At 69.3% G+C, this 25,304-nt stretch carries 22 protein-coding genes and 1 tRNA gene; 14 read left to right on the top strand and 9 right to left on the bottom strand.

Going from position 1 to position 25,304, the window contains the following annotated elements; all coding sequences use genetic code 11:
- Positions 1–7: 7 nt before the first annotated feature.
- The 5 genes from ASG30_RS14710 to ASG30_RS14690 all read right to left on the bottom strand — a co-directional run bounded on the left by ASG30_RS14710 (position 8) and on the right by ASG30_RS14690 (position 4,925).
- Positions 8–619, bottom strand: coding sequence for a hypothetical protein (locus tag ASG30_RS14710; RefSeq protein WP_055898102.1), 612 nt, complete (start codon positions 617–619; stop codon positions 8–10).
- A gap of 161 nt (positions 620–780) precedes the next feature.
- On the bottom strand, positions 781–978 hold the full coding sequence (locus ASG30_RS14705; protein WP_055898099.1) for a hypothetical protein: 198 nt from the start codon (positions 976–978) through the stop codon (positions 781–783).
- A 140-nt stretch (positions 979–1,118) separates the two neighbouring features.
- Positions 1,119–3,326, bottom strand: coding sequence for a TRAP transporter permease (locus ASG30_RS14700; RefSeq protein WP_055898096.1), 2,208 nt, complete (start codon positions 3,324–3,326; stop codon positions 1,119–1,121).
- Positions 3,327–3,402: 76 nt separating this feature from the next.
- Positions 3,403–4,356, bottom strand: a complete 954-nt coding sequence (locus tag ASG30_RS14695; RefSeq protein WP_055898093.1) for a TAXI family TRAP transporter solute-binding subunit — start codon at positions 4,354–4,356, stop codon at positions 3,403–3,405.
- A gap of 152 nt (positions 4,357–4,508) precedes the next feature.
- Entirely contained in the window at positions 4,509–4,925 is a 417-nt protein-coding gene (locus ASG30_RS14690) for an RNA-binding S4 domain-containing protein (RefSeq protein ID WP_055898084.1), read from the bottom strand.
- A 59-nt stretch (positions 4,926–4,984) separates the two neighbouring features.
- Between ASG30_RS14690 and ASG30_RS14685 the strand changes: the two genes are divergently transcribed.
- From ASG30_RS14685 to ASG30_RS14655, 7 genes are all read left to right on the top strand, one after another.
- Entirely contained in the window at positions 4,985–6,448 is a 1,464-nt protein-coding gene (locus ASG30_RS14685) for a sigma-54 interaction domain-containing protein (protein WP_055898082.1), read from the top strand.
- Between the two features lie 140 nt (positions 6,449–6,588).
- Complete coding sequence (locus ASG30_RS14680; protein ID WP_055898078.1) at positions 6,589–7,788, top strand: substrate-binding domain-containing protein; 1,200 nt, start codon at positions 6,589–6,591, stop codon at positions 7,786–7,788.
- Positions 7,789–7,897: 109 nt separating this feature from the next.
- Positions 7,898–8,668, top strand: coding sequence for an ABC transporter ATP-binding protein (locus ASG30_RS14675; protein ID WP_055898075.1), 771 nt, complete (start codon positions 7,898–7,900; stop codon positions 8,666–8,668).
- Entirely contained in the window at positions 8,665–9,393 is a 729-nt protein-coding gene (locus tag ASG30_RS14670; protein WP_055898072.1) for an ABC transporter ATP-binding protein, read from the top strand. The genes ASG30_RS14675 and ASG30_RS14670 overlap by 4 nt, the downstream gene beginning before the upstream one ends.
- Complete coding sequence (locus tag ASG30_RS14665; RefSeq protein ID WP_055898069.1) at positions 9,390–10,370, top strand: branched-chain amino acid ABC transporter permease; 981 nt, start codon at positions 9,390–9,392, stop codon at positions 10,368–10,370. Before ASG30_RS14670 ends, ASG30_RS14665 begins: the two co-directional genes overlap by 4 nt.
- Before the next feature lie 7 nt (positions 10,371–10,377).
- A complete protein-coding gene (locus ASG30_RS14660) occupies positions 10,378–11,496 on the top strand; it encodes a branched-chain amino acid ABC transporter permease (RefSeq protein ID WP_055898066.1) in 1,119 nt (372 codons plus the stop codon).
- Between the two features lie 29 nt (positions 11,497–11,525).
- Positions 11,526–12,425, top strand: coding sequence for an alpha/beta fold hydrolase (locus tag ASG30_RS14655; RefSeq protein WP_055898063.1), 900 nt, complete (start codon positions 11,526–11,528; stop codon positions 12,423–12,425).
- Here the strand turns inward: ASG30_RS14655 and hemH are convergent.
- Positions 12,415–13,512 (bottom strand): ferrochelatase, encoded by a 1,098-nt coding sequence (gene hemH / locus ASG30_RS14650; protein ID WP_055898723.1) that lies wholly within the window; start codon positions 13,510–13,512, stop codon positions 12,415–12,417. The two genes, ASG30_RS14655 and hemH, sit on opposite strands and share 11 nt — an antisense overlap.
- A gap of 23 nt (positions 13,513–13,535) precedes the next feature.
- Here hemH and ASG30_RS14645 point away from each other — a divergent pair, with 23 nt between their 5' ends.
- Positions 13,536–14,231, top strand: a complete 696-nt coding sequence (locus ASG30_RS14645) for an HAD family hydrolase (RefSeq protein WP_055898061.1) — start codon at positions 13,536–13,538, stop codon at positions 14,229–14,231.
- Here ASG30_RS14645 and hpnE read toward each other — a convergent pair.
- From hpnE to hpnC, 3 genes are read right to left on the bottom strand one after another with little or no spacing between them, the layout of a single operon-like run.
- A complete protein-coding gene (gene hpnE / locus ASG30_RS14640) occupies positions 14,200–15,492 on the bottom strand; it encodes a hydroxysqualene dehydroxylase HpnE (protein WP_055898058.1) in 1,293 nt (430 codons plus the stop codon). The two genes, ASG30_RS14645 and hpnE, sit on opposite strands and share 32 nt — an antisense overlap.
- Positions 15,489–16,328: a presqualene diphosphate synthase HpnD gene (hpnD, locus tag ASG30_RS14635; RefSeq protein WP_055898053.1), complete on the bottom strand. Its 840-nt coding sequence runs from the start codon at positions 16,326–16,328 to the stop codon at positions 15,489–15,491. The genes hpnE and hpnD overlap by 4 nt, the downstream gene beginning before the upstream one ends.
- A 10-nt stretch (positions 16,329–16,338) precedes the next feature.
- A complete protein-coding gene (gene hpnC / locus ASG30_RS14630) occupies positions 16,339–17,196 on the bottom strand; it encodes a squalene synthase HpnC (protein ID WP_055898050.1) in 858 nt (285 codons plus the stop codon).
- 96 nt (positions 17,197–17,292) lie between these two features.
- Here hpnC and ASG30_RS14625 point away from each other — a divergent pair, with 96 nt between their 5' ends.
- The 6 genes from ASG30_RS14625 to clpX all read left to right on the top strand — a co-directional run bounded on the left by ASG30_RS14625 (position 17,293) and on the right by clpX (position 25,272).
- Positions 17,293–18,465, top strand: a complete 1,173-nt coding sequence (locus ASG30_RS14625; RefSeq protein ID WP_055898047.1) for an efflux RND transporter periplasmic adaptor subunit — start codon at positions 17,293–17,295, stop codon at positions 18,463–18,465.
- 8 nt (positions 18,466–18,473) lie between these two features.
- On the top strand, positions 18,474–21,650 hold the full coding sequence (locus ASG30_RS14620; protein WP_055898045.1) for an efflux RND transporter permease subunit: 3,177 nt from the start codon (positions 18,474–18,476) through the stop codon (positions 21,648–21,650).
- Between the two features lie 75 nt (positions 21,651–21,725).
- A tRNA-Leu gene (locus tag ASG30_RS14615) sits at positions 21,726–21,812 on the top strand.
- Positions 21,813–21,838: 26 nt separating this feature from the next.
- Positions 21,839–23,149, top strand: a complete 1,311-nt coding sequence (gene tig / locus ASG30_RS14610; RefSeq protein ID WP_055898042.1) for a trigger factor — start codon at positions 21,839–21,841, stop codon at positions 23,147–23,149.
- A gap of 116 nt (positions 23,150–23,265) precedes the next feature.
- Entirely contained in the window at positions 23,266–23,874 is a 609-nt protein-coding gene (gene clpP, locus ASG30_RS14605) for an ATP-dependent Clp endopeptidase proteolytic subunit ClpP (RefSeq protein ID WP_055898040.1), read from the top strand.
- A gap of 132 nt (positions 23,875–24,006) precedes the next feature.
- The gene (gene clpX / locus ASG30_RS14600; protein WP_055898037.1) at positions 24,007–25,272 is read left to right on the top strand and encodes an ATP-dependent Clp protease ATP-binding subunit ClpX; all 1,266 of its coding nucleotides are present in this window, start codon (positions 24,007–24,009) and stop codon (positions 25,270–25,272) included.
- The last annotated feature ends 32 nt before the right edge of the window (positions 25,273–25,304 follow it).

Below are 25,304 nucleotides of genomic sequence, written 5' to 3'. Positions count from 1 at the left end.
GCGACCGTCAGTTCGCGGTGCGCCAGATCTCCGGCGTGATCACTTCCGGACAGGGCGATTGCCGCACGTCCGTGGCGATCGACTTGAGCGCGGCGGCGGCCTGGCGGATCGGGGCGTCGTTGGCACCGTCGTTGTTGTGGGCGCGGGCCATGGCCGCCATCCCGCAGAACGACCAGGCCTGGGCGTTGGCGGGATCGCTCTGGGCTCGCTGCAGGTAGCCCTGGGCGATGGGCTCGAACTTCCTGTAGTCGCCGCTGCTGGCGGGCGCGGCGGTCCGCGTGCCGGTGTTGCCCGCGGCGGCGGGCGCGGCGCTCACCAGCGACAGCTTCGTGCCCGGCTGGCCGCTGCCCGGCTTGAAGGCTTCCAGCGTCTTCGCGTCCACGACCTTCAGGCCGTAGCGGATGTTGTTGGTGGGGTTGGTGAACTCGTAGACGCCGGGGCCGGTGCTGCGGTACTCCGACTGCTTGTTCGGCTCGACCACCGTCAGCGAGTTGCCGCCGAACCGGACGTCGATGGAGTAGCCGGTGCCGGTGCTGTAGGTGCCGCTGGTCTGGGCCAGAGCGGCCCCGGCGGCCAGGGCGATCGTCGCCACGCAGGCGATGCGGTGGATGGAGCGCATGGTCTTTCCTCTTCGAGTGGTGCGCCGCCCCCTCGGCGGCCCCGCCACTCTAGCCTCAGCCGGTGCGCCCGCCGGATCGGCCGTTTGGGGGACCGCGTGCACAAAAGCAAAGAGCCGCCCTCGGGCGGCTCTTGAGCGTGGCGCGATCGAACGCGCCGTGACTATGCTTTGCGCGAGCTGTTGGTCAGCGCCAGCGTTGCATGCTTGAGCGGCTGGGTCGCGGCCACCTTGCCGGTGACGCCCTGGCTGCCGGTTCGCCCGGCGATGCCGGGCGGCAGCTGCAGGCCATACGAGGCCGCCGTGACCGCCAGGATCACCGGCATGCGCTGGAGCATCGAACTGGTCTTGCGTTCTTGCATCGAACTCCTCTTGTGTTTCTGAGCCCTCGAGTATCGGCCGGGATCGTGGCGGTCTCGTGACGAAATGCTGCGCTCTACAGCAGCTCGCGGCGCGGGCCGACGCTGCTGTCGGAGCTGTCCGACAGCAGCGTCGCGTCACGTCATGTCACGCCGGCCAGTCGCGCGTTCACCTGCTTCCAGGCCGCGAGCTGGCGCAGCAGAACGGGCACCACCATCGCGGCGCCCACCAGCGTCACGATCAGGCCGGGCGCGATCAGCAGCAGCGCCGCGGCCACGCAGACCAGCTGCTCCCAGCGCTTCATCTCCACCAGGAAGAACTTGCTCAGCGCCGCGGCCAGCACGGTGATGCCCAGCACGCAGCCGATGAACGTCACGCTGAAGTCGTACCAGGTGAAGCCCTTGGCCACCAGCAGGAGCGACGGCGAGAACACGAACACGAAGGGCACCAGCACCTTGGCCAGGCCGAGCCGGAAGGCCATGTTCCCGGTGCGGAAGGGATCGCCGCCGGCCATGCCCGCCGCGGCGTACGCGGCCAGTGCCACCGGCGGCGTGATGTCCGCCAGCACGCCGTAATAGAAGACGAAGAAGTGCGCCACCAGCGGCTCCACGCCCAGCTGCACCAGCGTGGGCGCGGCCACCGTGACCATGATGATGTAGTTGGCCGTGGTCGGGATGCCGCAGCCCATGAGGATGCAGACCACGCCCGTCATCACCAGCGCCGCGAACAGCGTCAGCGAGCGGGTGTCGGCCAGGAAGGCGGGCACCACGGTCGACAGGCCGCCCGCGATGGTCTGCGCCCAGGCGGTGATGATGTAGCTGATCTTGAAGCCCACGCCGGTGAGCGTTACGACGCCGATCACGATGCCCACCGTGGCCGCGGCGGCGCCGACCGCCAGCGCGTACTTGGCGCCGGTCTCGAAGGCCTCCACCAGCACGCCGTGGCGGATGCGGCCGGTGACGCCGGCGAACTTCCACGCGGCCAGCGCCAGCACGGTGCCGGCGGCGAAGATCGCCAGCTTGATCTCCTCGCCGCTGGAGCCGAAGTCGCCGAAGGCGATCAGCGCCAGCAGCGCATGCAGCACCACCAGCATCGCCCAGTTCTTGATGCCGTTGCCGCTGACCTGGGTGGTCAGGCCGACGATGGCGCAGGAGGCGATGCCGGTGAAAGCCGCCAGGTACGGCGTGCGTCCGGACACCAGGATCCAGATCAGCAGCACCAGCGGGATCAGCGTGGGCCAGCGCTGGCGCAGCGATTGGCGCAGCCTGGGCATCTCCTCCTCGGTGAGCCCTCGCAGCCCGAATCGCTTGGCCTCGAAGTGCACCTGCATGAACACGCCGAAGAAGTGCATGAAGGCGGGGATGACGGCGGCCGCGATGATGGTCTGGTAGGAGACGTCCAGGAACTCGATCATCAGGAAGGCCGCGGCGCCCAGCACCGGCGGCGTGATCTGGCCGCCGGTGGAGGAGGCCGCTTCCACCGCGCCGGCGAACTCTCGCTTGTAGCCCACGCGGATCATCGCGGGGATGGTGAGCGAGCCCACCGTCACGGCGTTGGCCACCGAGGAGCCCGAGAGCATGCCGAACATCGCCGAGCCGAACACGCTGACCTTGGCCGGGCCGCCGGCGTAGCGGCCGGCCACGGTGGAGGCGATGTCCAGGAACAGCTGCCCCAGCCCGATGCGCGTGGCCATCACCCCGAACAGCACGAAGTGGAAGACGTAGGTCGCCACCACGCCCACCGCCACGCCGTAGATGCCCTGGCTGGTGAGGTACTGGTGGTTGATCATCTGGCTCCAGCTGGCGCCGGCGTGCTTGAGCAGGCCGGGGAAGTACGGGCCCGCGAGCGCGTAGGCGGTGAAGCCGATGGCGATCAGCGGCAGCGGCCAGCCCATGGAGCGGCGCGTGGCCTCCAGCAGCGTGAGGAAGAGGATGGAGCCGAACACCACGTCGGCCAGGCCAGGGTTGCCGACCCGGAACGCCAGGTCGTCGAACACCCAGGGGATGTAGAGCACGCTGGCCGCGCAGGCCAGGCCCAGCGCCCAGTCCGACAGCGGCACGCCGCCGGGCGACAGCCAGGTCGACCTGAGTTCGCGGTCGTGCGCCTTCTTGCTGGCCGCGAACACCAGGAAGATCAGCCCCAGCACGAAGGCCAGGTGCACGCCGCGGTGCGTGGTCTCGCGCAGCAGGCCGAAGCCGGCCGTGTAGAAGTGGAAGCACGACAGCGTGATCAGCAGCCACTTCACGATCACCGAAGCGGGCGGGACCGTGGGCCGGAAACGCATCTCCGGGTCGAACTTCTCCTCCAGCTCCTGCAGCTTCCTGTCGTCCAGCGTCGTCGTGATCGTCATGGGGACCGCCCCTCCCGCGGTGATGCGCCAATAAAAAAGGGAGGGCGCGCCCTCCCTGGTGGGAAACCGCGCCCGCTTACTTCAGCAGGCCGGCTTCCTTGTAGAACTTCTCGGCGCCCGGGTGGAACGGGATGCCGACGCCCTGGATCGCATTTTCCTTGGTGATCAGCTTGCCCTTGGCGTGGCCGGCCTGCAGCGCCTTCTGGGTGGCGTCGGAGAACAGCGACTTGGTGATCTGGTAGACGGTCTCGGTGTCGGCCTTGGCGCTGGTCACCCACTGGGCGCCCACGGCCAGGGTCTGCACGGCGGCCACGTCCTTGTAGGTGTTGGCGGCGATGCTGTCGGTGGCGAAGTAGGGGTTGGCCTTGCGCAGGCCTTCGGCTTGCGGGCCGGTCAGCGGCACCAGTTCGATGCCCGTGCCGCCGGAGGCCAGTTCGGCGATGGCGCCGGCCGGCGCGCCGCCGACGAAGAAGAAGGCGTCGAGCGCGCCGTCCTTGAGCTTGTCGCCGGCCTGGTTGGGCTTGATGTATTCGGGCTTGATGTCCGCTTCCTTCACGCCGTAGGCGGCCAGCACCATGCGGGCGTTGATCAGCGTGCCCGAGCCCGGCTCGTCCAGCGCCACGCGCTTGCCCTTGAGGTCGGCCACGGACTTGATGTTCGAGCCCTTCTTGACCACCAGGTGGATGCTCTCGGGGTACAGGTTGGCGATCATGCGCAAGTCGGCGATCTTGGGCTTGCCCTCGAAGGCGCCGGTGCCGGTGAAGGCCCAGGTGGCCACGTCCGACTGCGAGAAGCCCGATTCCATGGCGCCGCCGGCGATGGCGTTGACGTTGGCCAGCGAGCCGTTGCTGGCCTGGGCCGTCACCACGATCTTGCCGGGCTGGCTGACATTGTTGGCGATCATCCCGCCCACCGGGTAGTAGGTGCCCGACGTGCCACCCGTGCCGATGCGGAAGAACTGCTGCGCCTGCGCGGCCCCGGCAAAGGCGAGGGTGGCCGCGACGGCCGCGGCGAAGTGTTTGAGGGTCATGGATGGAGCTCCTGTGGTTCTGCGCGAAAGCGGTCAGTACACCACGCCATGCATGAACCGGGCCATAGTGAAACCCCGGGAGGCGGACACCGCGCGGCCGTCACTTGGAGCCCCTCATTCCCGCGAAGGCGGGAATCCAGTGCTTGCGCCTACTAGTCGTCGTCGATCGACGCGCTCCACCGGTCGCCCCAGCCCTTCTGGGCTTCGTCCAGCTCGCGCCGGCCCCGCTTGGTGGGGCGGCCATGTTCGATGGACAGCGCCGGCTCGCGCGCATAGCGGCGCTGCTGCGCGGCGTCCTCGCGGGCCTTCAGGCTCTCGGCGGTTTCCTCGTACAGCTGCTGCGCCACCGGCGCCGGCCCGCGCAGGTTCGACAGCCCCTTGACCACGACGGTGCGGGTGACCGAGTCGCGCCGCACGGCCACCGTGTCGCCGACCTTCACCTCGCGCGCGGCCTTGGCTGGCTGGCCGTTGACCTCCACCCGGCCCTTGCCGATATCTTCCGCCGCCAGCGTGCGCGTCTTGAAGAAGCGCGCGCTCCACAGCCACTTGTCGATCCTGAGGCGTTCCATTCGCCTCCATTGTCGCCGGTGTGGTCCGGCCGGCCAGCGCGGCGCTACCATCCCAGCCCATGCAAGAAGACATGCTGCCGCGCGACGGCCAGCGCATCCTGGAGCTGGCGGCGCGGTCGATGTTCGACCTGTTCGCCACCGCCAGCGAAGGCATGCTGCTGGTCGACCGGGACGCCCGCGTCGTCTGGATCAACGACCAGTACAAGCGCTTCCTGCCGGCGCTGGGCTTCGAGCGGGTGGAGGACTTCGTCGGCCACCCGGTGTCGGAGGTGGTGCACAACACCCAGATGGACCGCGTGATCCGCACCGGCAAGCCGATCCTGATCGACCTGCTGTCCAACCGCGCCGGCACCTTCGTGGTCAGCCGCATCCCGCTGCGCGACGAGGGCGGCCAGGTGATCGGCGCGCTGGGCATCGTCCTCTTCGACCATCCGGAGACCACGCTGCAGCCGCTGATCCAGAAGTTCGCCAATTTGCAGCGCGACCTGGACGACGTGCGGCGCGAGCTGGCCACGCAGCGCCGCACCAAGTACACGCTGGGCAGCTTCATCGGGTCGAGCCCGCCGGCGGTGGAGGTCAAGCGCCAGGCGCGCCGGGCGGCGGCCTCGTCCAGCCCGGTGCTGCTGCTGGGCGAAACCGGCACCGGCAAGGAACTGCTCGCGCACGCCATCCATGCCGGCTCGTCGCGGGCCAAGGGGCCCTTCGTCAGCGTCAACATCGCGGCCGTGCCCGACACGCTGCTGGAGGCCGAGTTCTTCGGCGTCGCGCCCGGTGCCTTCACCGGCGCCGACCGGCGCGGCCGCGACGGCCGGTTCAAGCTGGCCGACGGCGGCACGCTGTTCCTGGACGAGATCGGCGACATGCCCCCCAGTCTGCAGCCCAAGCTGCTGCGCGCGCTGCAGGAAGGCGAGATCGAGCCGCTCGGCTCCAACAAGGTGGTGCCGTTCGACGTTCGCGTGATCGCGGCGACCTCGCGCGACCTGGGCGCGCTGGTGCGCGAAGGGCGCTTCCGCGAGGACCTCTACTACCGGCTCAACGTGCTGCCGATCCGCGTGCCGCCGCTGCGCGAGCGCCGCGCCGACATCCCGGCCCTGGTGGAGGCGCTGGGCGAGGACATGGCGCTGCGCAACGGCACGTCGGCGCCCGAGCTCAGCGCCCAGGCCATGGCCCTGCTGGCGGCGCAGTCCTGGCGCGGCAACATCCGCGAGCTGCGCAACGTGCTGGAGCAGTCGGCGATGCGCAGCGATTCGCCGCGGCTGGAGGCCGGGCAGGTGGAGGAGGTGCTGCGCGCGGCCGGCATCGAGCACATCGCGCCGCCGGCGCTGCCGGCCGATCCGGCCGTCGAGTCCGAGCCGCAGCTGCTGCGGCCGCTGGCCGAGCAGGTGGCCCGGCTGGAGCGCGCGGCCATCGCCGCCGCCATGGCCGCGACCGGCGGCAACAAGGTCGCGGCGGCCCGGATGCTGGGCATCTCCCGGGCCAAGCTCTACGAACGCTTGATGTCTGACGATCAGGCAATTGCCTGATCGTCAGACAGTGAATTTGTCTTGTAATCAGACAATATCGAGGTTGCGGCTGTAGGCTGCCTTTGAAATCAAGCACTTACGTGCTGGCACGGGCCGTGCAACCGCCAGCCCGGGTTTGCAGTTCAACAGGAGACAAGCAAATGCAACGACGCACCTGGGTCGCACTCGCCGCGCTGGCCACCACGGCCTTCGCCACCCCCTTCACGCTCGCCCAGTCCAAGGGCGACATCAAGATCGCCCACATCTACAGCCGCACCGGCCCGCTCGAGGCCTACGGCAAGCAGACCCAGACCGGCCTGCTGATGGGCCTGGAGTACGCCACCGGCGGCACCATGACGGTCAACGGCCGCAAGATCACGGTGATCGAGAAGGACGACCAGGGCAAGCCGGACGTGGGCAAGAGCCTGCTGGCCACCGCCTACAGCGACGACAAGGTCGACCTGGCCGTGGGCCCGACCTCCAGCGCCGTGGCGCTGGCCATGCTGCCGGTCGCCGAGGAATACAAGAAGGTGCTGCTGGTCGAGCCCGCCGTGGCCGACGCCATCACCGGCGACAAGTGGAACAAGTACATCTTCCGCACCGGCCGCAACAGCTCGCAGGACGCGGCCAGCAACGCCGCGGTGGCCGACCAGGACGGCGTGTCCATCGCCACGCTGGCACAGGACTACGCCTTCGGCCGTGACGGCATCAAGGCCTTCAAGGAAGCGCTGAAGAAGGCCAAGGTGGTCCACGAGGAGTACCTGCCGCCCAACACCACCGACTTCACCGCCGGCATCCAGCGCGTGGTCGACCAGCTCAAGGACAAGCCCGGCCGCAAGTTCGTGGCCGTGGTCTGGGCCGGCGCCACGCCGCCGTTCAACGCGCTCGCCGCGCAGAACCTCAAGCAGCGCTACGGCATCGACGTGGCCACCGGCGGCAACATCCTGCCGGCCATGGTGTCGTACAAGCAGTTCCCCGGCATGGAAGGCGCCACCTACTACTACTTCGGCATCCCGAAGAACCCGGTGAACGAAGCGCTGGTCGCGGCCCACTACAAGCAGTTCAAGTCGCCGCCGGATTTCTTCACCGCGGGCGGCTTCTCGGCGGCCATGGCCATCGTCACCGCCCTGAAGAAGACCAACGGCGACACCGACACCAACAAGCTGATCACCTCGATGGAGGGCATGAGCTTCGACACGCCCAAGGGCAAGATGACCTTCCGCAAGGAAGACCACCAGGCCATGCAGAGCATGTACCACTTCAAGATCAAGTCCGACCCGGCCTTCGCCTGGGGCGTGCCGGAGCTGGTGCGAGAGATCAAGCCGGAAGAGATGAACATCCCGGTGCGCAACAAGCGCTAAGGCGACCATCGGCGGGCGCCGTCGGCGCCCGTCCTTTTCTCCCCCTCATTTTTTTCAAGGGCTGTCCGTGCGAACGGACAGGCTTGGCGCTCGCTCACCCTGGATGACCATGAGCCGACTCGAAACCCGCGACCTGACGATCCGCTTCGGTGGCCACGTGGCGGTCAATGCCGTCTCGTGCAGCTTCGAGCCCGGCACCCTCACGGCCATCGTGGGGCCCAACGGCGCGGGCAAGACCACCTACTTCAACCTGATCTCCGGGCAGCTCAAGGCCAGCAGCGGCAGCGTGAGCCTGGGCGGCCGCGACCTGTCGGGCCTGTCGGCCTCGGAGCGCACGCACGCCGGCCTGGGCCGGGCGTTCCAGCTGACCAACCTGTTCCCGCGCCTGACGGTGCTGGAGAACGTGCGGCTGGCCGTGCAGGCCACCCGCGAGGGGCCGCACCGCCGCGGCCTGAACCTCTGGAGCGTGTGGAGCGACCACCGCTCGCTGCTGCAGCGCGCCGACGAGATCCTGGCGTCCATCGCGCTGAAGGACAAGGAGCACGAACTGGTGGCCAACCTGCCGCACGGCGACCAGCGCAAGCTGGAGGTCGCGCTGCTGATGGCGCTGGAGCCGCAGGTGTTCATGTTCGACGAGCCCACGGCCGGCATGAACGCCGCCGAGGCGCCGGTGATCCTGGACCTGATCCGCCGGCTGAAGGCGGACCGCAGCAAGACCATCCTGCTGGTGGAACACAAGATGGACGTGGTGCGCGAGCTGGCCGACCGCATCATCGTCCTGCACAACGGCAGCCTGGTGGCCGACGGCGAGCCGGCCGAGGTGATCGCCTCGCCCGTGGTGCAAGAGGCTTATCTCGGCGTGAGCAAGGAGGCCGCATGAACAAGGACAACCTGCTGGCGCTGGAAGGCGTCCACACCCACATCGGGGCGTACCACATCCTGCACGGCGTGGACCTGCAGGTGCCGCGCGGGCAGCTCACCATGCTGCTGGGGCGCAATGGCGCGGGCAAGACCACGACGCTGCGGACCATCATGGGCCTGTGGAAGGCCTCGCGCGGGCGCATCGCCTTCAACGGCCAGGACATCACGGCCGCGCCGACGCCGCAGATCGCCGGCCGCGGCGTCGCCTACGTGCCGGAGAACATGGGCATCTTCGCCGACCTCACCGTGCGAGAGAACATGCTGCTGGCCGCGCGTTCGGCCAAGCACGCCGGGCAGATCGACGAGCAGCGCCTCAAGTGGATCTTCTCGCTCTTCCCCGCGGTGGAGAAGTTCTGGAACCACCCGGCGGGCAAGCTCTCGGGCGGGCAGAAGCAGATGCTGGCGGTGTCGCGCTCCATCGTCGAGCCGCGCGAGCTGCTGATCATCGACGAGCCGAGCAAGGGCCTGGCGCCCGCGATCATCAACAACATGATCGAAGCCTTCGGCGAGCTCAAGCGAAGCGGCGTGACCATCCTGCTGGTGGAGCAGAACTTCAACTTCGCCAAGCGGCTGGGCGACACGGTGGCGGTGATGGACAACGGCCAGGTCGTGCATGCCGGCGGCATGAAGGAACTGGCAGAGGACGAGGAACTGCAGCACTCGCTGCTGGGGCTGGCGCTATGAAGAACCTGGATTTCGACTGGAAGCCGCTGGCCCTGGTGCCGCTGCTGGCGCTGCTGGTGCTGCCCTTCATCGGCTCGGGCTCCACCTGGGTCACGCTCACCATCGCCGGGCTGGCGATGGGCATGATCATCTTCGTCATCGCCTCGGGCCTGACGCTGGTGTTCGGCCTGATGGACGTGCTGAACTTCGGCCACGGCGTGTTCATCGCGCTGGGCGCCTTCGTGGCCACCAGCGTGCTGGGCGCGATGGGCGACTACACCGGCTCGGCCAGCCTCTGGCAGAACCTCATGGCGGTGCTGCCGGCCATGGTGATCGCGATGCTGGTGGCGGCGGCCATCGGCCTGGCGTTCGAGCGCTTCATCGTGCGGCCGGTGTACGGCAACCACCTCAAGCAGATCCTGATCACCATGGGCGGGATGATCATCGGCGAGGAGCTGATCAAGGTCATCTGGGGCCCGCTGCAGATCCCGCTGCCGCTGCCCGAGGGCATGCGCGGAATGATCCTGCTGGGCGATGCCGCGGTCGAGAAGTACCGGCTGCTGGCCGTGGTGGTCGGGCTGCTGGTGTTCGGCCTGCTGCTGTGGACGCTCACCCGCACCAAGCTGGGTTTGCTGATTCGCGCCGGCGTGCAGGACCGCGAGATGGTGGAGTCGCTCGGCTACCGCATCAACCGGCTCTTCGTCGGCGTCTTCGTCGCCGGCAGCGCGCTGGCCGGGCTGGGCGGCGTCATGTGGGGCCTGTACCAGCAGACCGTGGTGCCGCAGATGGGCGCGCAGGTCAACGTGCTGATCTTCATCGTGCTGATCATCGGCGGCCTGGGCTCGACCACCGGCGCATTGATCGGCGCGCTGCTGGTGGGGCTGATGGCCAACTACACCGGCTTCCTGGTACCCAAGGCGGCGCTGTTCTCCAACATCGCGCTGATGATGGCCATCCTGCTGTGGCGGCCGCAGGGCGTGTACGCCCTGAGCAAGTGAGGACCCCATGCTCGCCCGACTGCTTTCCAACGACTTCCCGCGCAACCGGGTGCTGGCCGTGCTGCTGGTGCTGGTGCTGCTGACCCTGGCCCTCACGCCCTTCGTGGTGCCCGGCATCAAGGCGCTGAACGTCGCGGCCAAGGTGCTGGTGTTCATCGTGCTGGTGGCCAGCTTCGACCTGCTGCTGGGCTACACCGGCATCGTGAGCTTCGCCCACACCATGTTCTTCGGCATCGGCGCGTACGGCGTGGCGATCGCCTTCACCCGGCTGGGCCCGACGTGGACGGCGCTGGGGGCAGGGGTGGCCGGGGCGCTGGCGCTGTCCTTCGTGCTCGCGCTGGCCATCGGCCTGTTCTCGCTGCGGGTTCGCGCGATCTTCTTCTCGATGATCACGCTGGCGGTCGCCGCCGCGTTCCAGACGCTGGCCTCGCAGCTGTCGGAGATCACCGGCGGCGAAGACGGCCTGAGCTTCAAGGTGCCGGAGCTGCTGTCGCCGAGTTTCGAGTTCGCAGCGCAGCCTTTCCTGGGCGTCAGCCTGGACGGCCGGCTGCTGTGCTACTACCTGCTGTTCTTCACCGCCCTGGTGCTGGTGCTGGCGCTGCTTCGCATCGTCAACTCGCCTTTCGGGCGCGTGCTGCAGGCGATCCGCGAGAACGAGTTCCGGGCCGAGGCCATCGGCTACCGCGTCGTGGTCTACCGCACCACGTCGGCCATCCTGTCGGCGCTGTTCGCGACGTTGGCCGGCGCCATGCTGGCGCTCTGGCTGCGCTACAACGGGCCGGACACCTCGCTGTCGTTCGAGATCATGCTGGACGTGCTGCTGATCGTGGTGATCGGCGGCATGGGCACCATCTACGGCGCGGCCATCGGCTCGGGCCTCTTCGTGGTGGCGCAGAGCTACCTGCAGGACCTGCTGCGCCTGGGCAGCGAGGCCACCTCGGGCCTGCCGTGGCTGTCGGCGCTGCTGTCCCCGGACCGCTGGCTGCTGTGGCTGGGCCTGCTGTTCGTGCTGTCGGTCTACTACTTCCCCACCGGCATCGTCGGCAAGCTGCGCGCGATGCGCGCGGCGGCGGCCAAGCGGCCGCCCTCGGCCGGCGAGCCGCGGCCCATCCCCGTGCTCAAGTAGATCCCGCGCCTCGACACGAAAGGCCCACCATGGTCCCGACCTCGAACTACGTCACCTGCGCCGGCCGCGAGATCCACTACATGGAGTGGGGCGCGGGCAACGCGGCCACCGTCATCGCCTGGCACGGCCTGGCGCGCACCAGCCGCGACATGGACGAACTGGCCGGGCACCTGGGTGACCGCTACCGCGTGATCTGCCCCGACACCCTGGGACGCGGCTTCTCGCAGTGGAGCCCGCAGCCGCAGGTCGAGTACACGCTGGCCTTCTACTCGCAGCTGGCCGCCGAGCTGTTCGACCGGCTCGGCATCGACAGCGCGCACTGGGTGGGCACCTCCATGGGCGGCGCCATCGGCACCGTCTGCGCAGGCGGGCTGTCGCAGCCCCGGCTCAAGGGCCGCATCCGCAGCCTGGTGCTCAACGACAACGCGCCGCGGCTGGCGCAGGCGGCGGTGGACCGCATCAAGGCCTACGCCGGCAATCCGCCGGCCTTCGCCACCATGGCGGAACTGGAGGCCTTCTTCCGGCAGGTCTACAAGCCCTACGGCTGGCTGAGCGATGCCCAGTGGCGCCGCCTCACCGAGACGTCGGCGCGGCGCCTGCCCGATGGCCGGATCACGCCGCACTACGACCCCGCGATGGTCCGCCAGTTCATCGACCATCCGCGCGACTACGACCTCTGGCAGCACTACGACGCCATCGAGGCGCCGGTGCTGTGCCTGCGCGGCGCCGAGTCCGACCTGGTGCTGCCCGATGCGCTCGACGAGATGAAGCGCCGCGGTCCCGGTGCTCGGGGCCGCCTGCGCGTGGTGGAAGTGCCCGGCTGCGGCCACGCGCCGGCGCTGAACGTGCCCGAGCAGCTGGAGCTGGTGGCCGGCTTCATCGAGGACTGCGAGCGCGCCTTCCAGGCCGCCCGCCTGGTCACCGCGTAGCGCCCGCCGCCATCGCCGCCTGGCGCGAACGCTCCTGCGCCTGGGCATCGGGCGCGGCCTGCGTGGGCCAGCCCGACAGGTGGCGTGCGGTGATCTCGCCCAGGGCACGGATCCACTTCGGCTCGGCGTTCAGGCAGGGGATGTAGCGCAAGTCCTTGCCGCCGGTGGTGAGGAAGGCGTGAAGGCCTTCCTGCGCGATCTCCTCCAGCGTCTCCAGGCAGTCGCTGGTGAAGCCGGGGCAGGCCACGTCGACCCGCTCCACGCCCTTGCGCGCCAGCTCGCGAAGCGTGGGCTCGGTGTAGGGCTCCAGCCATTTGGCGCGGCCGAACCGCGACTGGAACGCCACCGTGTAGTCGCCCTCGGACAGACCGAGCCGGCCCGCCAGCAGGCGTGCGGTCTTGCGGCATTCGCAGTGGTAGGGGTCGCCCAGGTGCAGCGTGCGTTCCGGCACGCCGTGGAAGCTCATGACGAAATGGCCGGGCCGGCCGTGCTCGCGCCAGTAGTCGCCGATGCGGTGCGCCAGGGCGTCGATGTAGCCGCCATCGTCGTGGTAGCGCTGGACGAAGCGAAGCTCGGGTACGTTGCGCACCGTGCGGGCCCAGGCGGTGACGTCGTCCACCACGCTGGCCGTGGTGGTGCCGGAGTACTGCGGGTAGGCGCTGACCACCAGGATGCGGGTGGCGCCCTCGGCCTTGAGCGCATCGAGCTGCGAGGCGATCGACGGGTTGCCGTAGCGCATCGCATGCCGCACATTCACCCGATGCCCGGCCTCGCCCAGAGCGCCCTGCAGCAGCGTGGCCTGGCGCTGCGTCCACACCTGCAGCGGCGAGCCCTCGGGCGTCCAGATGCTGGCGTACTTGGCCGCCGACTTCGAGGCGCGAAAGGGCAGGATCAGCCCGTGCAGCAGCGGCCACCAGAGGATGCGGGGGATCTCCACCACGCGCGGGTCGGAGAGGAACTGGCGCAGGTAGCGGCGCACCGCGGGCGGCGTCGGCGCGTCGGGCGTGCCCAGGTTGCACAGCAGCACGCCGGTGGCCGGGGCCTGGCCATGGGTGAACGCGGGCTCGGCGCGGTAGCGGGAGGGCAGGGGCATGCGGTTATTCTCGCCGGATGCTCGACACCCGGAAGGTCAGGGCCATCAGCCTGGACCTGGACGACACCCTCTGGCCGATCTGGCCCACCATCGAACGCGCGGAGAAGGTCCTGCACGACTGGCTGGTGGCGCATGCGCCCATGGCCGCCGCCTTGTTCGCCAACCCCGCGGCCCTGCGCGAGATCCGCAACCACGTGGCCGACCAGCGGCCCGAACTCAAGCACGACCTGAGCGCGGTGCGGCGCGAGTCGATCCGCCTGGCGCTGTACCGCGCGGGCGAGGACCCGCTGATGGCCGAGGCCGCCTTCGACGCCTTCTTCGCGGCACGCCAGCAGGTGGAGCTGTTCGAGGACGTGCGGCCGGCGCTGCAGAAGCTGTCGGAGCGCTTCCCGCTGGTGAGCCTGTCCAACGGCAACGCCGACCTGGAGCGGGTCGGCCTGGCGGCCTACTTCCGCGCCGCGGTGTCGGCGCGCGAGTTCGGCGTGGGCAAGCCGGACGCGCGCATCTTCCTGGCCGCCGCCGGCGCGGTGGAGGTGATGCCGCAGGAGGTGCTGCACGTGGGCGACGACGCCACGCTGGACGTGCTGGGCGCGCTCAACGCCGGCATGCAGGCCGTGTGGGTCAACCGCGGCGACCACGCGTGGCCGCATCCGCAAGAGCCGCACGCAACGGTGACGACGCTCACGCAGCTGTGCGAGCTGCTGGCGGACTGAGGCGCTCGACCGCCGCCAGGGCCGAGCGCACCGCCCCTTCGATCGTCGCCGGGTAGGGGCCTTCCACGTAGTCGCCGCAGGCCAGCAAACCCTCGGCCACGCCCACCGGCGGCCGGACCAGCCCGGGCAGGCAGGCGAAGGTGGCGCGCTTTTCGACCACGGTCTTGAGCGGCCGCACGCTCCAGCCCAGCGATGCGGCCTGCGCGGTCACGTGTTGCTCGATCGCCTGCGCCTCGCGCGGGCTGGCGCTGACGACGAAGGCGAGCACGCCCGCGGGCCCGCCGAGCTGGGCCCGGTCGAACACGAACTGCGCGGGCGCGTCGGGGCCGGATTCCAGGGACAGCATCGGCAGGGGCAGGGCGGGCCCGCCTTCGGCGTAGACGGTGGCGATGGGCTCGTGCGAGAGGCCGCGCGCGGCGGCCAGCCAGGCCGGAGCATCGATGCCGCTCTCGCCAACCAGGCGCTCGGCTTCCCAGGGCGGGCAGGCCAGCAGCACGGCGTCGAAGGGTTCGCCGTCGACGGCCCAGCCGGCGCCTGCACGCCGCAGTGATTGGACGCGTGCGCCCAGACGAAGCTGCGCCCCCCGCGTCTGCAGCCACGCTGCCGCGGCTTCGGGGAAGACCCGGCCCAGGTCGAGCCGCGGGATCAGCAGGTTGGAAGCATTCCAGCCGTCCTGCGCCGGCCCGAACAAGCCGTCCTCGAGCACGCGCAGGAACACCGCGCCGCTGGCCCGCTTCGCGGGCGTGTTGAGCGCCGCAACGCACAGCGGCTCCACCAGGTCGCGCATCACGGCCGGCCGCAGGCCCTCGCACAGCTGCTGCACCGTCAGCGCCTCTTGGCAGCGAAAGCGTCGCAGTTGCCACTGCAGGGCGTGCCGCAGCAGCGATAACTTGTCGCGCCAGCTCCAGCCGCGCGCGCTGGCGATGCCCCAGGCCGCATCGAGCGGCGTGGGCCAGTCGGGCAGCGCCAGCCCGTTGCCGGCCGGGGACCGCAGCGTCAGGGGCAGCCGCAGCAGCGCCTGTGCGGGATCGACGCCGACTGCGCGCATCAGCCCGAGCGTCTCGCGGTAGGCGCCGATCATGATGTGCTGGCCGTTGTCCAGCAGCGCGGTGCCGCCGCCGGGCAGCTTCAGCTCCAGCGAGCGCGCGCGGCCGCCCCACTGGCGCGAGGCTTCATGGACCACGACGTCGTGCCCGGCCTGCGTGGCGCGCACGGCGGCGGCCAGGCCGGCCCAGCCTGCGCCGACGATGGCCAGCTTCACAGCCGGCCCAGCGCCTGGACCTTCCAGGCCAGCCAGAGCTTGCGCAGCGGCGTGAGGCTGACGCGCTGGTTCAGCACCTGGAAGCCGTCGGCCTCGATCTCGCGCAGCAGCGTGCGGTAGATGCTGGCCATCATCAGGCCCGGCTTCTGGCTGCGCCGGTCCTGCGGGGGCAGCAGGGCCAGCGCCTCGTCGTAGAGGCGGTGCGCCCGCTGCGCCTGGAAGCGCATCAGCGCCACGAAGCGGTCGGAGTACTTGCGCTGCAGCACCTCGTGCGCCTTCACGTCGAACTGCTGCAGCTCGTTGATCGGCAGGTAGATGCGGCCGCGCAGCGCGTCCTCGCCGACGTCGCGGATGATGTTGGTCAGCTGGAAGGCCAGCCCCAGCTTGTGGGCGTATTCGGTGGTCTGGTCCTGGCTCTGGCCGAAGATGCCCGCCGCCACCTCGCCCACGATGCCGGCCACCAGGTGGCAGTAGCGCTCCAGCGCCGGGAAGTCCAGGTAGCGGGACTGCTCCAGGTCCATGCGGCAGCCCTGGACCACGGCCTGCAGTTGCCGCTCCTCGATGGCGAACTCGGGGGCCAGCGGCATCAGCGCGCGCATCACCGGATGCTGCGGATCGCCGGCGAAGGCGCGCGCGACCTCGGTCTGCCACCACGCCAGCTTGGTCTGCGCCACGCCGGGGTCCTCCACCTCGTCGACGACGTCGTCGACCTCGCGGCAGAAGGCATAGAACGCGGTGATGGCGGCGCGCCGCCTCGCGGGGAGGAAGAGGAAGGCGTAGTAGAAGCTGCTGCCCGAACCTGCCGCCTTCTCCTGGACGTATTGCTCCGGGGTCATCGGGCGATTGTCACATCCGCACCATGCGAGTCGCGACCACCAGCGCATCGAACGGTCCGAGCTTGGGGCGGTGGTGGAAGGTGTCGAAGCCGAGCGCCTCGACCCGGTCCAGGATGCGCAGGCCGCCCTGCACCACGCCACGCAGCTCCCAGCCGGCGCGGCCCGGAACCCGGCGCACCAGCGGCGCGCCTTCGAGCATCAGGCCGCGCGCCCACTCGCACTCCTCGCGGATCAAGGCTGTCCGCTGCAGCGCGGGGGCCGACCCGGGCGCCGCCGGATCGACGCCGTGCGAGGCGCAGTCGGCCTCGGGCAGGTAGCGGCGGCCGCGGGCCAGGTCCTGGCCGACGTCCTGCCAGAAGTTGATCAACTGCAGTGACGTGCAGATCGCATCGCTTCGCGCGATGGAAGCCGCGTCGTCCACGCCGTACAGGTGCAGCATCAGCCGGCCCACCGGGTCGGCCGAGCGGCGGCAGTAGTCCAGCAGCTCCGCCCGGTCGGCATAGCCGGCCCCGTCGCGGGTCTTGGCCACGTCCTGTTCGAAGGCGCTGAGCAGGTCCTGCAATGCGGGCAGGGGCAGGCGCCACTCCGTCATCGCGCGGGCCAGCGGGAAAAACACGCGGGGCCAGCGGTCCGACACGAGCCGGCCGGCCGCGGCCGCGTGCAGGTCCGCCCGGTACGCGGCCAGGTCGTCCAGCCTCTTCGGGGGCGGCGCATCGCCCTCGTCGGCGATGTCGTCGGCCGTCCGTGCGAACCAGTAGATGGCCGCGACGGCGGGCCTCAGCCGGGGCGGGCAGAGCCAGGAAGCAACCGGAAAGTTCTCGTAATGGTCGACGCGCGGTGCGCTGTGCAGGGCAGTCACGGCCCGGATTCTCGCTTGACAAGCCGGGGCGCTTACAATTAGATTACTAACCGGTCAGTCATTAGCGTCCGCCAATCCAATCCGGTCTTCCTCGGGGTTTCCACCATGCGCCTGTTTCCTGCCCGCCCGCGGCTGCTCCTGCCGCTGCTCCTCGCAGCCACCCTCGCAGCATGTTCCAAACCCGAGCCGGCGCCCGAGCCGATCCGCTCGGTCAAGGTACTGACCGTCGGTGCGAGCACCTTCGGGTCGGCCCACGAGTTCGCGGGCGAGGTGCGCCCCCGGCTGGAATCGCGCCTGGGGTTCCGGGTCGCCGGCAAGATCGTCCAGCGGCAGGCCGAGGTGGGGCAGCGAGTGAAGCCGGGCCAGGTGCTGGCGCAGCTCGATCCGCAGGACTACCGCCTGGCCGCCGAAGCCGCACGGGCGCAGGTCGCTGCCGCCAGCACCAACCGCGACCTGGCGGCGGCGGACTTCAAGCGCTTTTCGACCCTGCGGGACCAGAACTTCATCAGCGGCGCCGACCTCGAGCGCCGTGAGACGGCGCTGAAGGCGGCCCAGGCGCAACTTGAGCAGGCCCAGGCGCAGCTGGCCACCCAGTCCAACCAGGCCGGCTACACGCGGCTGGTGGCCGACGTGTCGGGCGTGATCACCGCCATCGAAGCCGAGCCGGGCCAGGTGGTGACCGCCGGTGCGCCGGTGGTGCGCATCGCGCAGGACGGGCCGCGCGACGTGGTGTTCGCCGTGCCCGAAGACAAGGTGGCCGCGATCCGGCCGAACTCCGACGTGGACGTTCGGGTCTGGGCCAACGGTGCCACGGTGGCAGGAAAGGTGCGCGAAGTGGCGGCCAGCGCCGATCCCGTGACCCGCACCTATTCGGTCAAGGTGTCGCTGGAGCCCTCCGTGCAGCCGCCCCTGGGCGCCACGGCCTACGTCGCGCCGCAGTCGCTCAGCCAGGCCGGCGCCCAGGTCATCAAGCTGCCCACCAGCGCGCTGCGCCAGGACGGCAACGCCACCGCGGTGTGGGTGCTGGACAAGGCTTCCATGACCGTGCGCTCGCAGCCGGTGCAGATCGCCACGGCCGACGGCAACGAGGCCGTGATCGCGCGCGGGGTGGAGCCGGGCATGCTGGTCGTGGCCGCCGGCGTGCATGTGCTTGCACCAGGCCAGAAGGTGCGCATCTACGAGGAACGCGTGGGTTCGCCGAACGGCGTGGCCACGCCCAAGGACGCCAACGGCGCCATCTCCGCGGCGGCGGTGCAACCGGTCGCCGCCGGCAAGTGAGGGCCGCCATGCGCGACGACGACACGCCCGCCCGCGGCTTCAACCTTTCCCGCTGGGCGCTGGAGCACCCGGCGCTCACGCGCTACCTGATGGTGGTGCTGATGGTGCTGGGCTTCGCGGCCTACTTCCAGCTGGGGCAGGACGAGGACCCGCCCTTCACCTTCCGCGCGATGGTGGTGCGCACGAACTGGCCGGGCGCCACCGCGCAGCAGGTGGCCGAGCAGGTCACCGACAAGATCGAGCGGACGCTGCAGGAGGTGCCGTACGCCGACGTGATCCGCAGCTACTCCAAGCCGGGCGAATCGCAGATCATCTTCCAGATCAAGGACTCGTCGAAGCCTTCCGAGGTCGCCAACGTCTGGTACACGGTGCGCAAGAAGGTCGGCGACATGCGCGCCACGCTGCCGCCCGGCATCCAGGGCCCGTTCTTCAACGACGAATTCGGTGACGTCTATGGCGTCATCTACGCGCTGAAGGCCGACCCGGGCTTCAGCTACGCCGAGCTCAAGACCTTCGCCGACGACGTGCGCCAGCAATTGCTGCGCGTGCCCGACGTGGCCAAGGTGGAGCTGTTCGGCGTGCAGGACGAGAAGCTGTTCGTCGAGGTGTCGCAAAAGCGCCTGGCGCAGCTGGGGCTGGACCTGAACCAGGTGCTGGCCCAGCTCGGCCAGCAGAACGCGGTGGAGTCGGCCGGCGCGGTGCAGACGCCGCTGGACGTGGTGCAGGTGCGCGTGGGTGGGCAGTTCGAGGCGGTGGAACAGCTGGCCGCGATGCCGATCCGCGGCAGCTCGGGCAACCAGCTCAAGCTGGGCGACATCGCCGAGATCCGGCGCGCCTACGTCGATCCGCCGCTGGTGAAGGTGCGGCACGACGGGCGCGAGGTGATCGCGCTGGGCGTGTCCATGACCAAGGGCGGCGACATCATCGAGCTGGGCCAGTCGCTGCGCAGCGCGTTCAACCGGATCGAGGACGGCCTGCCGGCCGGCGTCCGCCTGGTGCAGCTGCAGGACCAGCCCAAGGCCGTGGCCACCTCGGTCAACGAGTTCGTGCGCGTGCTGATCGAGGCCGTGGTGATCGTGCTGGCGGTGAGCTTCATCAGCCTGGGCCTGCACAAGCGGCCCGACGCCGCGGCATTGCCGCTGTGGAAGCGCTGGTACGTGGACATGCGGCCCGGCCTGGTGGTGGGCATCACCATCCCGCTGGTGCTGGCCGTCACCTTCCTGGCCATGCACTACTGGGGGATCGGGCTGCACAAGATCTCGCTGGGCTCGCTGATCATCGCGCTGGGCCTGCTGGTGGACGACGCCATCATCGCCGTGGAGATGATGGTGCGGAAGATGGAGGAGGGCTACGACAAGGTCCGCGCCGCCACCTTCGCCTACGAGGTGACCGCGATGCCCATGCTCACCGGCACGCTGATCACGGCCACCGGCTTCCTGCCGATCGGCATGGCCAGGTCCACCGTCGGCGAATACACCTTCGCCATCTTCGCGGTGACGGTGGTCGCGCTGGTGCTCAGCTGGCTGGTGTCGGTCTATTTCGTGCCCTACCTGGGCACGCTGCTGCTCAAGCCCAAGCCCGTCTCCAGCGAGCACCACGAGCACTTCGACACGCCGTTCTACCGGCGCTTCCGCCGCACCGTCGACTGGTGCGTGGAGCACCGCTGGCTGACGATAGGCGCGACGCTGGTGGTGTTCGCCCTCGGCATCGCCGGCATGGGCAAGGTGCAGCAGCAGTTCTTCCCCGATTCGAGCCGGCCGGAGGTCCTGGTGGCGCTGTGGTCGCCCGAGGGCACGTCGTTCACGGCGAACGAGGACGTGGCGCGCCGCGTGGAGGCGCGCCTCAAGCGCGAGGCGGGCGTCACCTCCGTCAGCACCTGGGTGGGCTCGGGCGTGCCGCGCTTCTACCTGCCGCTGGACCAGGTGTTCCCGCAGACCAACGTGTCGCAGCTGATCGTGATGCCGCAGGACCTGAAGACGCGCGAGACGCTGCGCGTGAAGCTGCCCGGCCTGCTGGCGGCGGAGTTCCCCGAGGTGCGCGGCCGCGTGACGCTGCTGCCCAACGGGCCGCCGGTGCCTTACCCCGTGATGTTCCGCGTGGTGGGCCAGGATCCCGCGACGCTGCGCGGCTACGCCGACCAGGTCAAGCAGGTGGTGCGCGCCAGCCCCAACACGCGCGGCGTCAACGACAACTGGAACGAAGCGGTCAAGGTGCTGCGCCTGGAGATCGACCAGGCCAAGGCGCGCACGCTGGGCGTGACCAGCCAGTCCATCGCGCAGGCCTCGCGCACCATCCTGGCCGGCACGCCGGTCGGGCAGTACCGCGAGGGCGACAAGCTGATCGACATCGTGCTGCGCCAGCCGCTGGACGAGCGCAACGCGATCACCGACCTGGGCAACGCCTACCTGCCGACGGCTTCGGGCAGGTCGATCCCGCTGACGCAGATCGCCAAGCCCGTGTTCACCTGGGAGCCGGGCGTGATGTGGCGCGAGAACCGCAGCTACGCGATCACGGTGCAGGGCGACATCGTCGAAGGCCTGCAGGGCGCCACGGTGACGGCGCAGTTGCTGCCCAAGCTGCGCGAGCTCGAGGCGAAGTGGACGCCGGGCTACCAGATCCAGGTGGCCGGCGCGGTGGAGGAGAGCTCCAAGGGCTCGTCCTCGATCTCGGCCGGGGTGCCGGTGATGCTGTTCATCACCTTCACCCTGCTGATGCTGCAGCTGCACAGCTTCAGCCGCGCGATGCTGGTGTTCCTGACCGGGCCGCTGGGCATCGCCGGCGTGGCGGGCGCGCTGTTGCTGCTGGACCGGCCGTTCGGCTTCGTGGCGCTGCTGGGCGTGATCGCGCTCATGGGGATGATCCAGCGCAACTCGGTGATCCTGATCGACCAGATCGAGCAGGACCGCGCGCGCGGCGTGCCGGCCTGGGAGGCGATCGTGGAATCGGCGGTGCGCCGGCTGCGGCCCATCGTGCTGACCGCCGCCGCGGCCGTGCTGGCCATGATCCCGCTCTCGCGCTCGGTGTTCTGGGGGCCGATGGCGGTGGCCATCATGGGTGGCCTGATCGTGGCCACCGTGCTGACGCTGTTGGCGCTGCCGGCGATGTACGCGGCCTGGTTCCGGGTCAAGCGGCCGGGCGCGCAGGCGGCTGAGCCGGCCGCTCCCGCGGAGCCGGTGCCGGTCTAGATTAAAATCGTGGACTGACCGAATTCGGGCGGGCGGCCGGTGTTCAATCCCGGCCGCCCGCCCTGCTTTTGGACCGCGCGGGTGGCGAAATTGGTAGACGCACCAGGTTTAGGTCCTGACGCCTTCACGGGCGTGTCGGTTCGAGTCCGACCCCGCGCACCACGATTGAAACCTCGAAGAGAACCACCATGGCCGTGACCGTTGAAACCCTCGACAAGCTGGAACGCAAGATCACGCTGACGCTGCCCGCCGACGCGATCAAGTCCGAAGTCGATTCCCGCCTCAAGCGCCTGGCGCGCACCGTCAAGATGGACGGCTTCCGGCCCGGCAAGGTGCCGATGAACGTCGTGGCCCAGCGCTACGGCTACTCGGTGCACTACGAGGTGATGAACGACAAGGTGGGCGAGGCTTTCGCCCAGGCCGCCAACGAGGCCAAGCTGCGGGTGGCCGGCCAGCCCAAGATCACCGAGAAGGAAGAGGCGCCCGAGGGCCAGCTGGCCTTCGACGCGGTATTCGAGGTGTTCCCCGAGGTGAAGATCGGCGACCTGGCCACGGCCGAGGTCGAGAAGCTTGCCGCCGAGGTGAGCGACGCCGCCATCGACAAGACCCTGGACATCCTGCGCAAGCAGCGCCGCACGTTCGCGCAGCGCGCGCAGGACGCCGCGGCCCAGGACGGCGACCGCGTCACCGTGGACTTCGAGGGCAAGATCGACGGCGAGACGTTCCAGGGCGGCAAGGCCGAGGACTTCCAGTTCCTGGTCGGCGAAGGCCAGATGCTCAAGGAGTTCGAGGACGCCGTGCGCGGCATGAAGTCCGGCGAGAGCAAGACCTTCCCGCTGGCCTTCCCGGCCGACTACCACGGCAAGGACGTGGCCGGCAAGACGGCCGACTTCATGGTGACGGTCAAGAAGATCGAGGCGGCCAAGCTGCCCGAGGTCAACGAGGACCTGGCCAAGTCGCTGGGCATCGCCGAAGGCACGGTCGAGGCGCTGCGCGCCGACATCAAGAAGAACCTGGAGCGCGAGGTCAAGTTCCGCCTGCTGGCCAAGAACAAGCAGGCCGTGATGGACGCCCTGGTGTCCAAGGCCGAACTGGACCTGCCCAAGAGCAGCGTGCAGGCCGAGATCGACCGCATGATCGAGGGCCAGCGCGCCGAGCTGAAGCAGCGCGGGCTGAAGGACGCCGACAAGCTGCCGATCCCCGAGGACATCGTGCGCCCGCAGGCCGAGCGCCGCGTGCGCCTGGGCCTGGTGGTGGCCGAACTGGTTCGCTCCAACAGCCTGCAGGCCAAGCCCGAGCAGATCCGCGCCCACGTGGAAGAGCTGGCCGCCAGCTACGAGAAGCCGGCCGAAGTCGTGCGCTGGTACTACGGCGACAACCGCCGCCTGGCCGAGGTCGAGGCCGTGGTGATCGAGAACAACGTCACGGAGTTCGTGCTCGCCAAGGCCCAGGTCAAGGACAAGCCGGTGTCCTTCGACGAGCTGATGGGGCAGGGCTGACGAGGGCGGCCCGAGGGCCGTTCGCTCCCAGGGGCCTGGTGCCGGGACTTGCAGTCCGGCGCGCAGGCCCCATGTCTTTTTTGGCTACAGTAAGAGCCGCACTTCCCGAGAAATTAATGAGCGCACTTGACACCCAGGCCCTCGGCATGATCCCGATGGTCATCGAGCAGTCCGGCCGCGGCGAGCGGTCCTACGACATCTATTCGCGCCTGCTCAAGGAGCGGGTGGTGTTCCTGGTGGGCCCGGTCAACGACCAGACCGCCAACCTGGTCGTGGCGCAGCTGCTGTTCCTGGAGAGCGAGAACCCCGACAAGGACATCTCGTTCTACATCAACTCCCCCGGCGGCAGCGTGAGCGCCGGCATGGCGATCTACGACACGATGAACTTCATCAAGCCGGACGTCTCCACGCTGTGCACCGGCATGGCCGCCAGCATGGGCGCCTTCCTGCTGGCCGCCGGCGCCAAGGGCAAGCGCTTCTCGCTGCCGCACTCCAAGATCATGATCCACCAGCCGCTGGGCGGCATGCAGGGGCAGGCCACGGACATCGAGATCCACGCCAAGGACATCCTCAAGACCCGGGCGATCCTGAACAGGATCCTGGCCGAGAAGACCGGCCAGCCGCTCGAGCGGATCGAGCGCGACACCGAGCGCGACTACTTCCTGTCCGCCGACGAGGGCAAGGAATACGGCCTGGTCGACCAGGTCATCGCCAAGCGGCCCTGAGCGCCGCCGACCCCCGTTGCGCACGACTTCTGCCGCCTTGCGGTTGCGGTGGGACAACGGCATCCCCACTGACAGGGGCTGCCGGGGTCCGTTTGGTTATCATTGAAAATCCACGCGACGGAAAGCGCATCCATGGCCGACAAGAAGGGCTCATCCAGCGAGAAAACGCTCTATTGCTCGTTCTGCGGCAAGAGCCAGCACGAGGTCAAGAAGCTCATCGCAGGGCCTTCGGTTTTCATCTGCGACGAGTGCATCGACCTGTGCAACGAGATCATCCGCGACGAGCTGCCCGCGGGTGAGGAGCAGCGCGAGGCGCGCGGCGACCTGCCCACGCCCAGCGAGATCAAGGCCAACCTGGACAACTACGTCATCGGGCAGGAGGCGGCCAAGCGCGCCCTCTCGGTGGCCGTGTACAACCACTACAAGCGCCTGCGCCACAAGGAAAAGGCCAAGAAGGACGACGTCGAGCTCACCAAGAGCAACATCCTCCTGATCGGCCCCACCGGCTCGGGCAAGACCCTGCTGGCCCAGACCCTGGCGCGCATGCTCGACGTGCCCTTCGTGATGGCCGACGCCACCACGCTGACCGAAGCCGGCTACGTCGGCGAGGACGTCGAGAACATCATCCAGAAGCTGCTCCAGAGCTGCAACTACGAGGTGGAGCGGGCCCAGCGCGGCATCGTGTACATCGACGAGATCGACAAGATCTCGCGCAAGTCCGACAACCCCAGCATCACGCGCGACGTGTCGGGCGAGGGCGTGCAGCAGGCCCTGCTGAAGCTGATCGAAGGCACCATGGCCAGCGTGCCGCCGCAGGGCGGACGCAAGCACCCGAACCAGGACTTCCTGCAGATCGACACGACCAACATCCTGTTCATCTGCGGCGGCGCCTTCGCCGGGCTGGAGAAGGTGATCGAGCAGCGCACCGAAGGCTCGGGCATCGGCTTCGGGGCGGCGGTCAAGAGCAAGGCCCAGCGCAGCCTGACCGACGTCTTCCGCGAGGTCGAGCCGGAGGACCTGATCAAGTTCGGCCTGATCCCCGAGCTGGTCGGCCGCATGCCGGTGGTGGCCACGCTGGCCGAGCTGTCGGAAGACGCCCTGATCCAGATCCTGACCGAGCCGAAGAACGCCATGGTCAAGCAGTACGCCAAGCTGCTGGCCATGGAAGGCGTGGACCTGGAGATCCGGCCCAGCGCGCTTCGCGCCATCGCCCGCAAGGCGCTGGCCCGCAAGACCGGGGCCCGGGGCCTGCGCTCCATCCTGGAGCAGTCGCTGATCGACACCATGTTCGAGCTGCCCAACACCTCGAACGTCGACAAGGTCGTGGTGGACGAGTCCACCATCGAAGAGAACAAGCCGCCGCTGCTGGTCTACCGGGAAGCGGCCAAGAAGGCCTGACACCCGACCGTTTCCTGGTGATTCCCCGCAGT

Origin of the sequence: Ramlibacter sp. Leaf400, assembly GCF_001424545.1 — a bacterium.
Classification (GTDB): domain Bacteria; phylum Pseudomonadota; class Gammaproteobacteria; order Burkholderiales; family Burkholderiaceae_C; genus Ramlibacter.
Note: the sequence above shows the minus strand (reverse complement) of the source record. Positions and strands in the feature narration are given on the sequence as shown.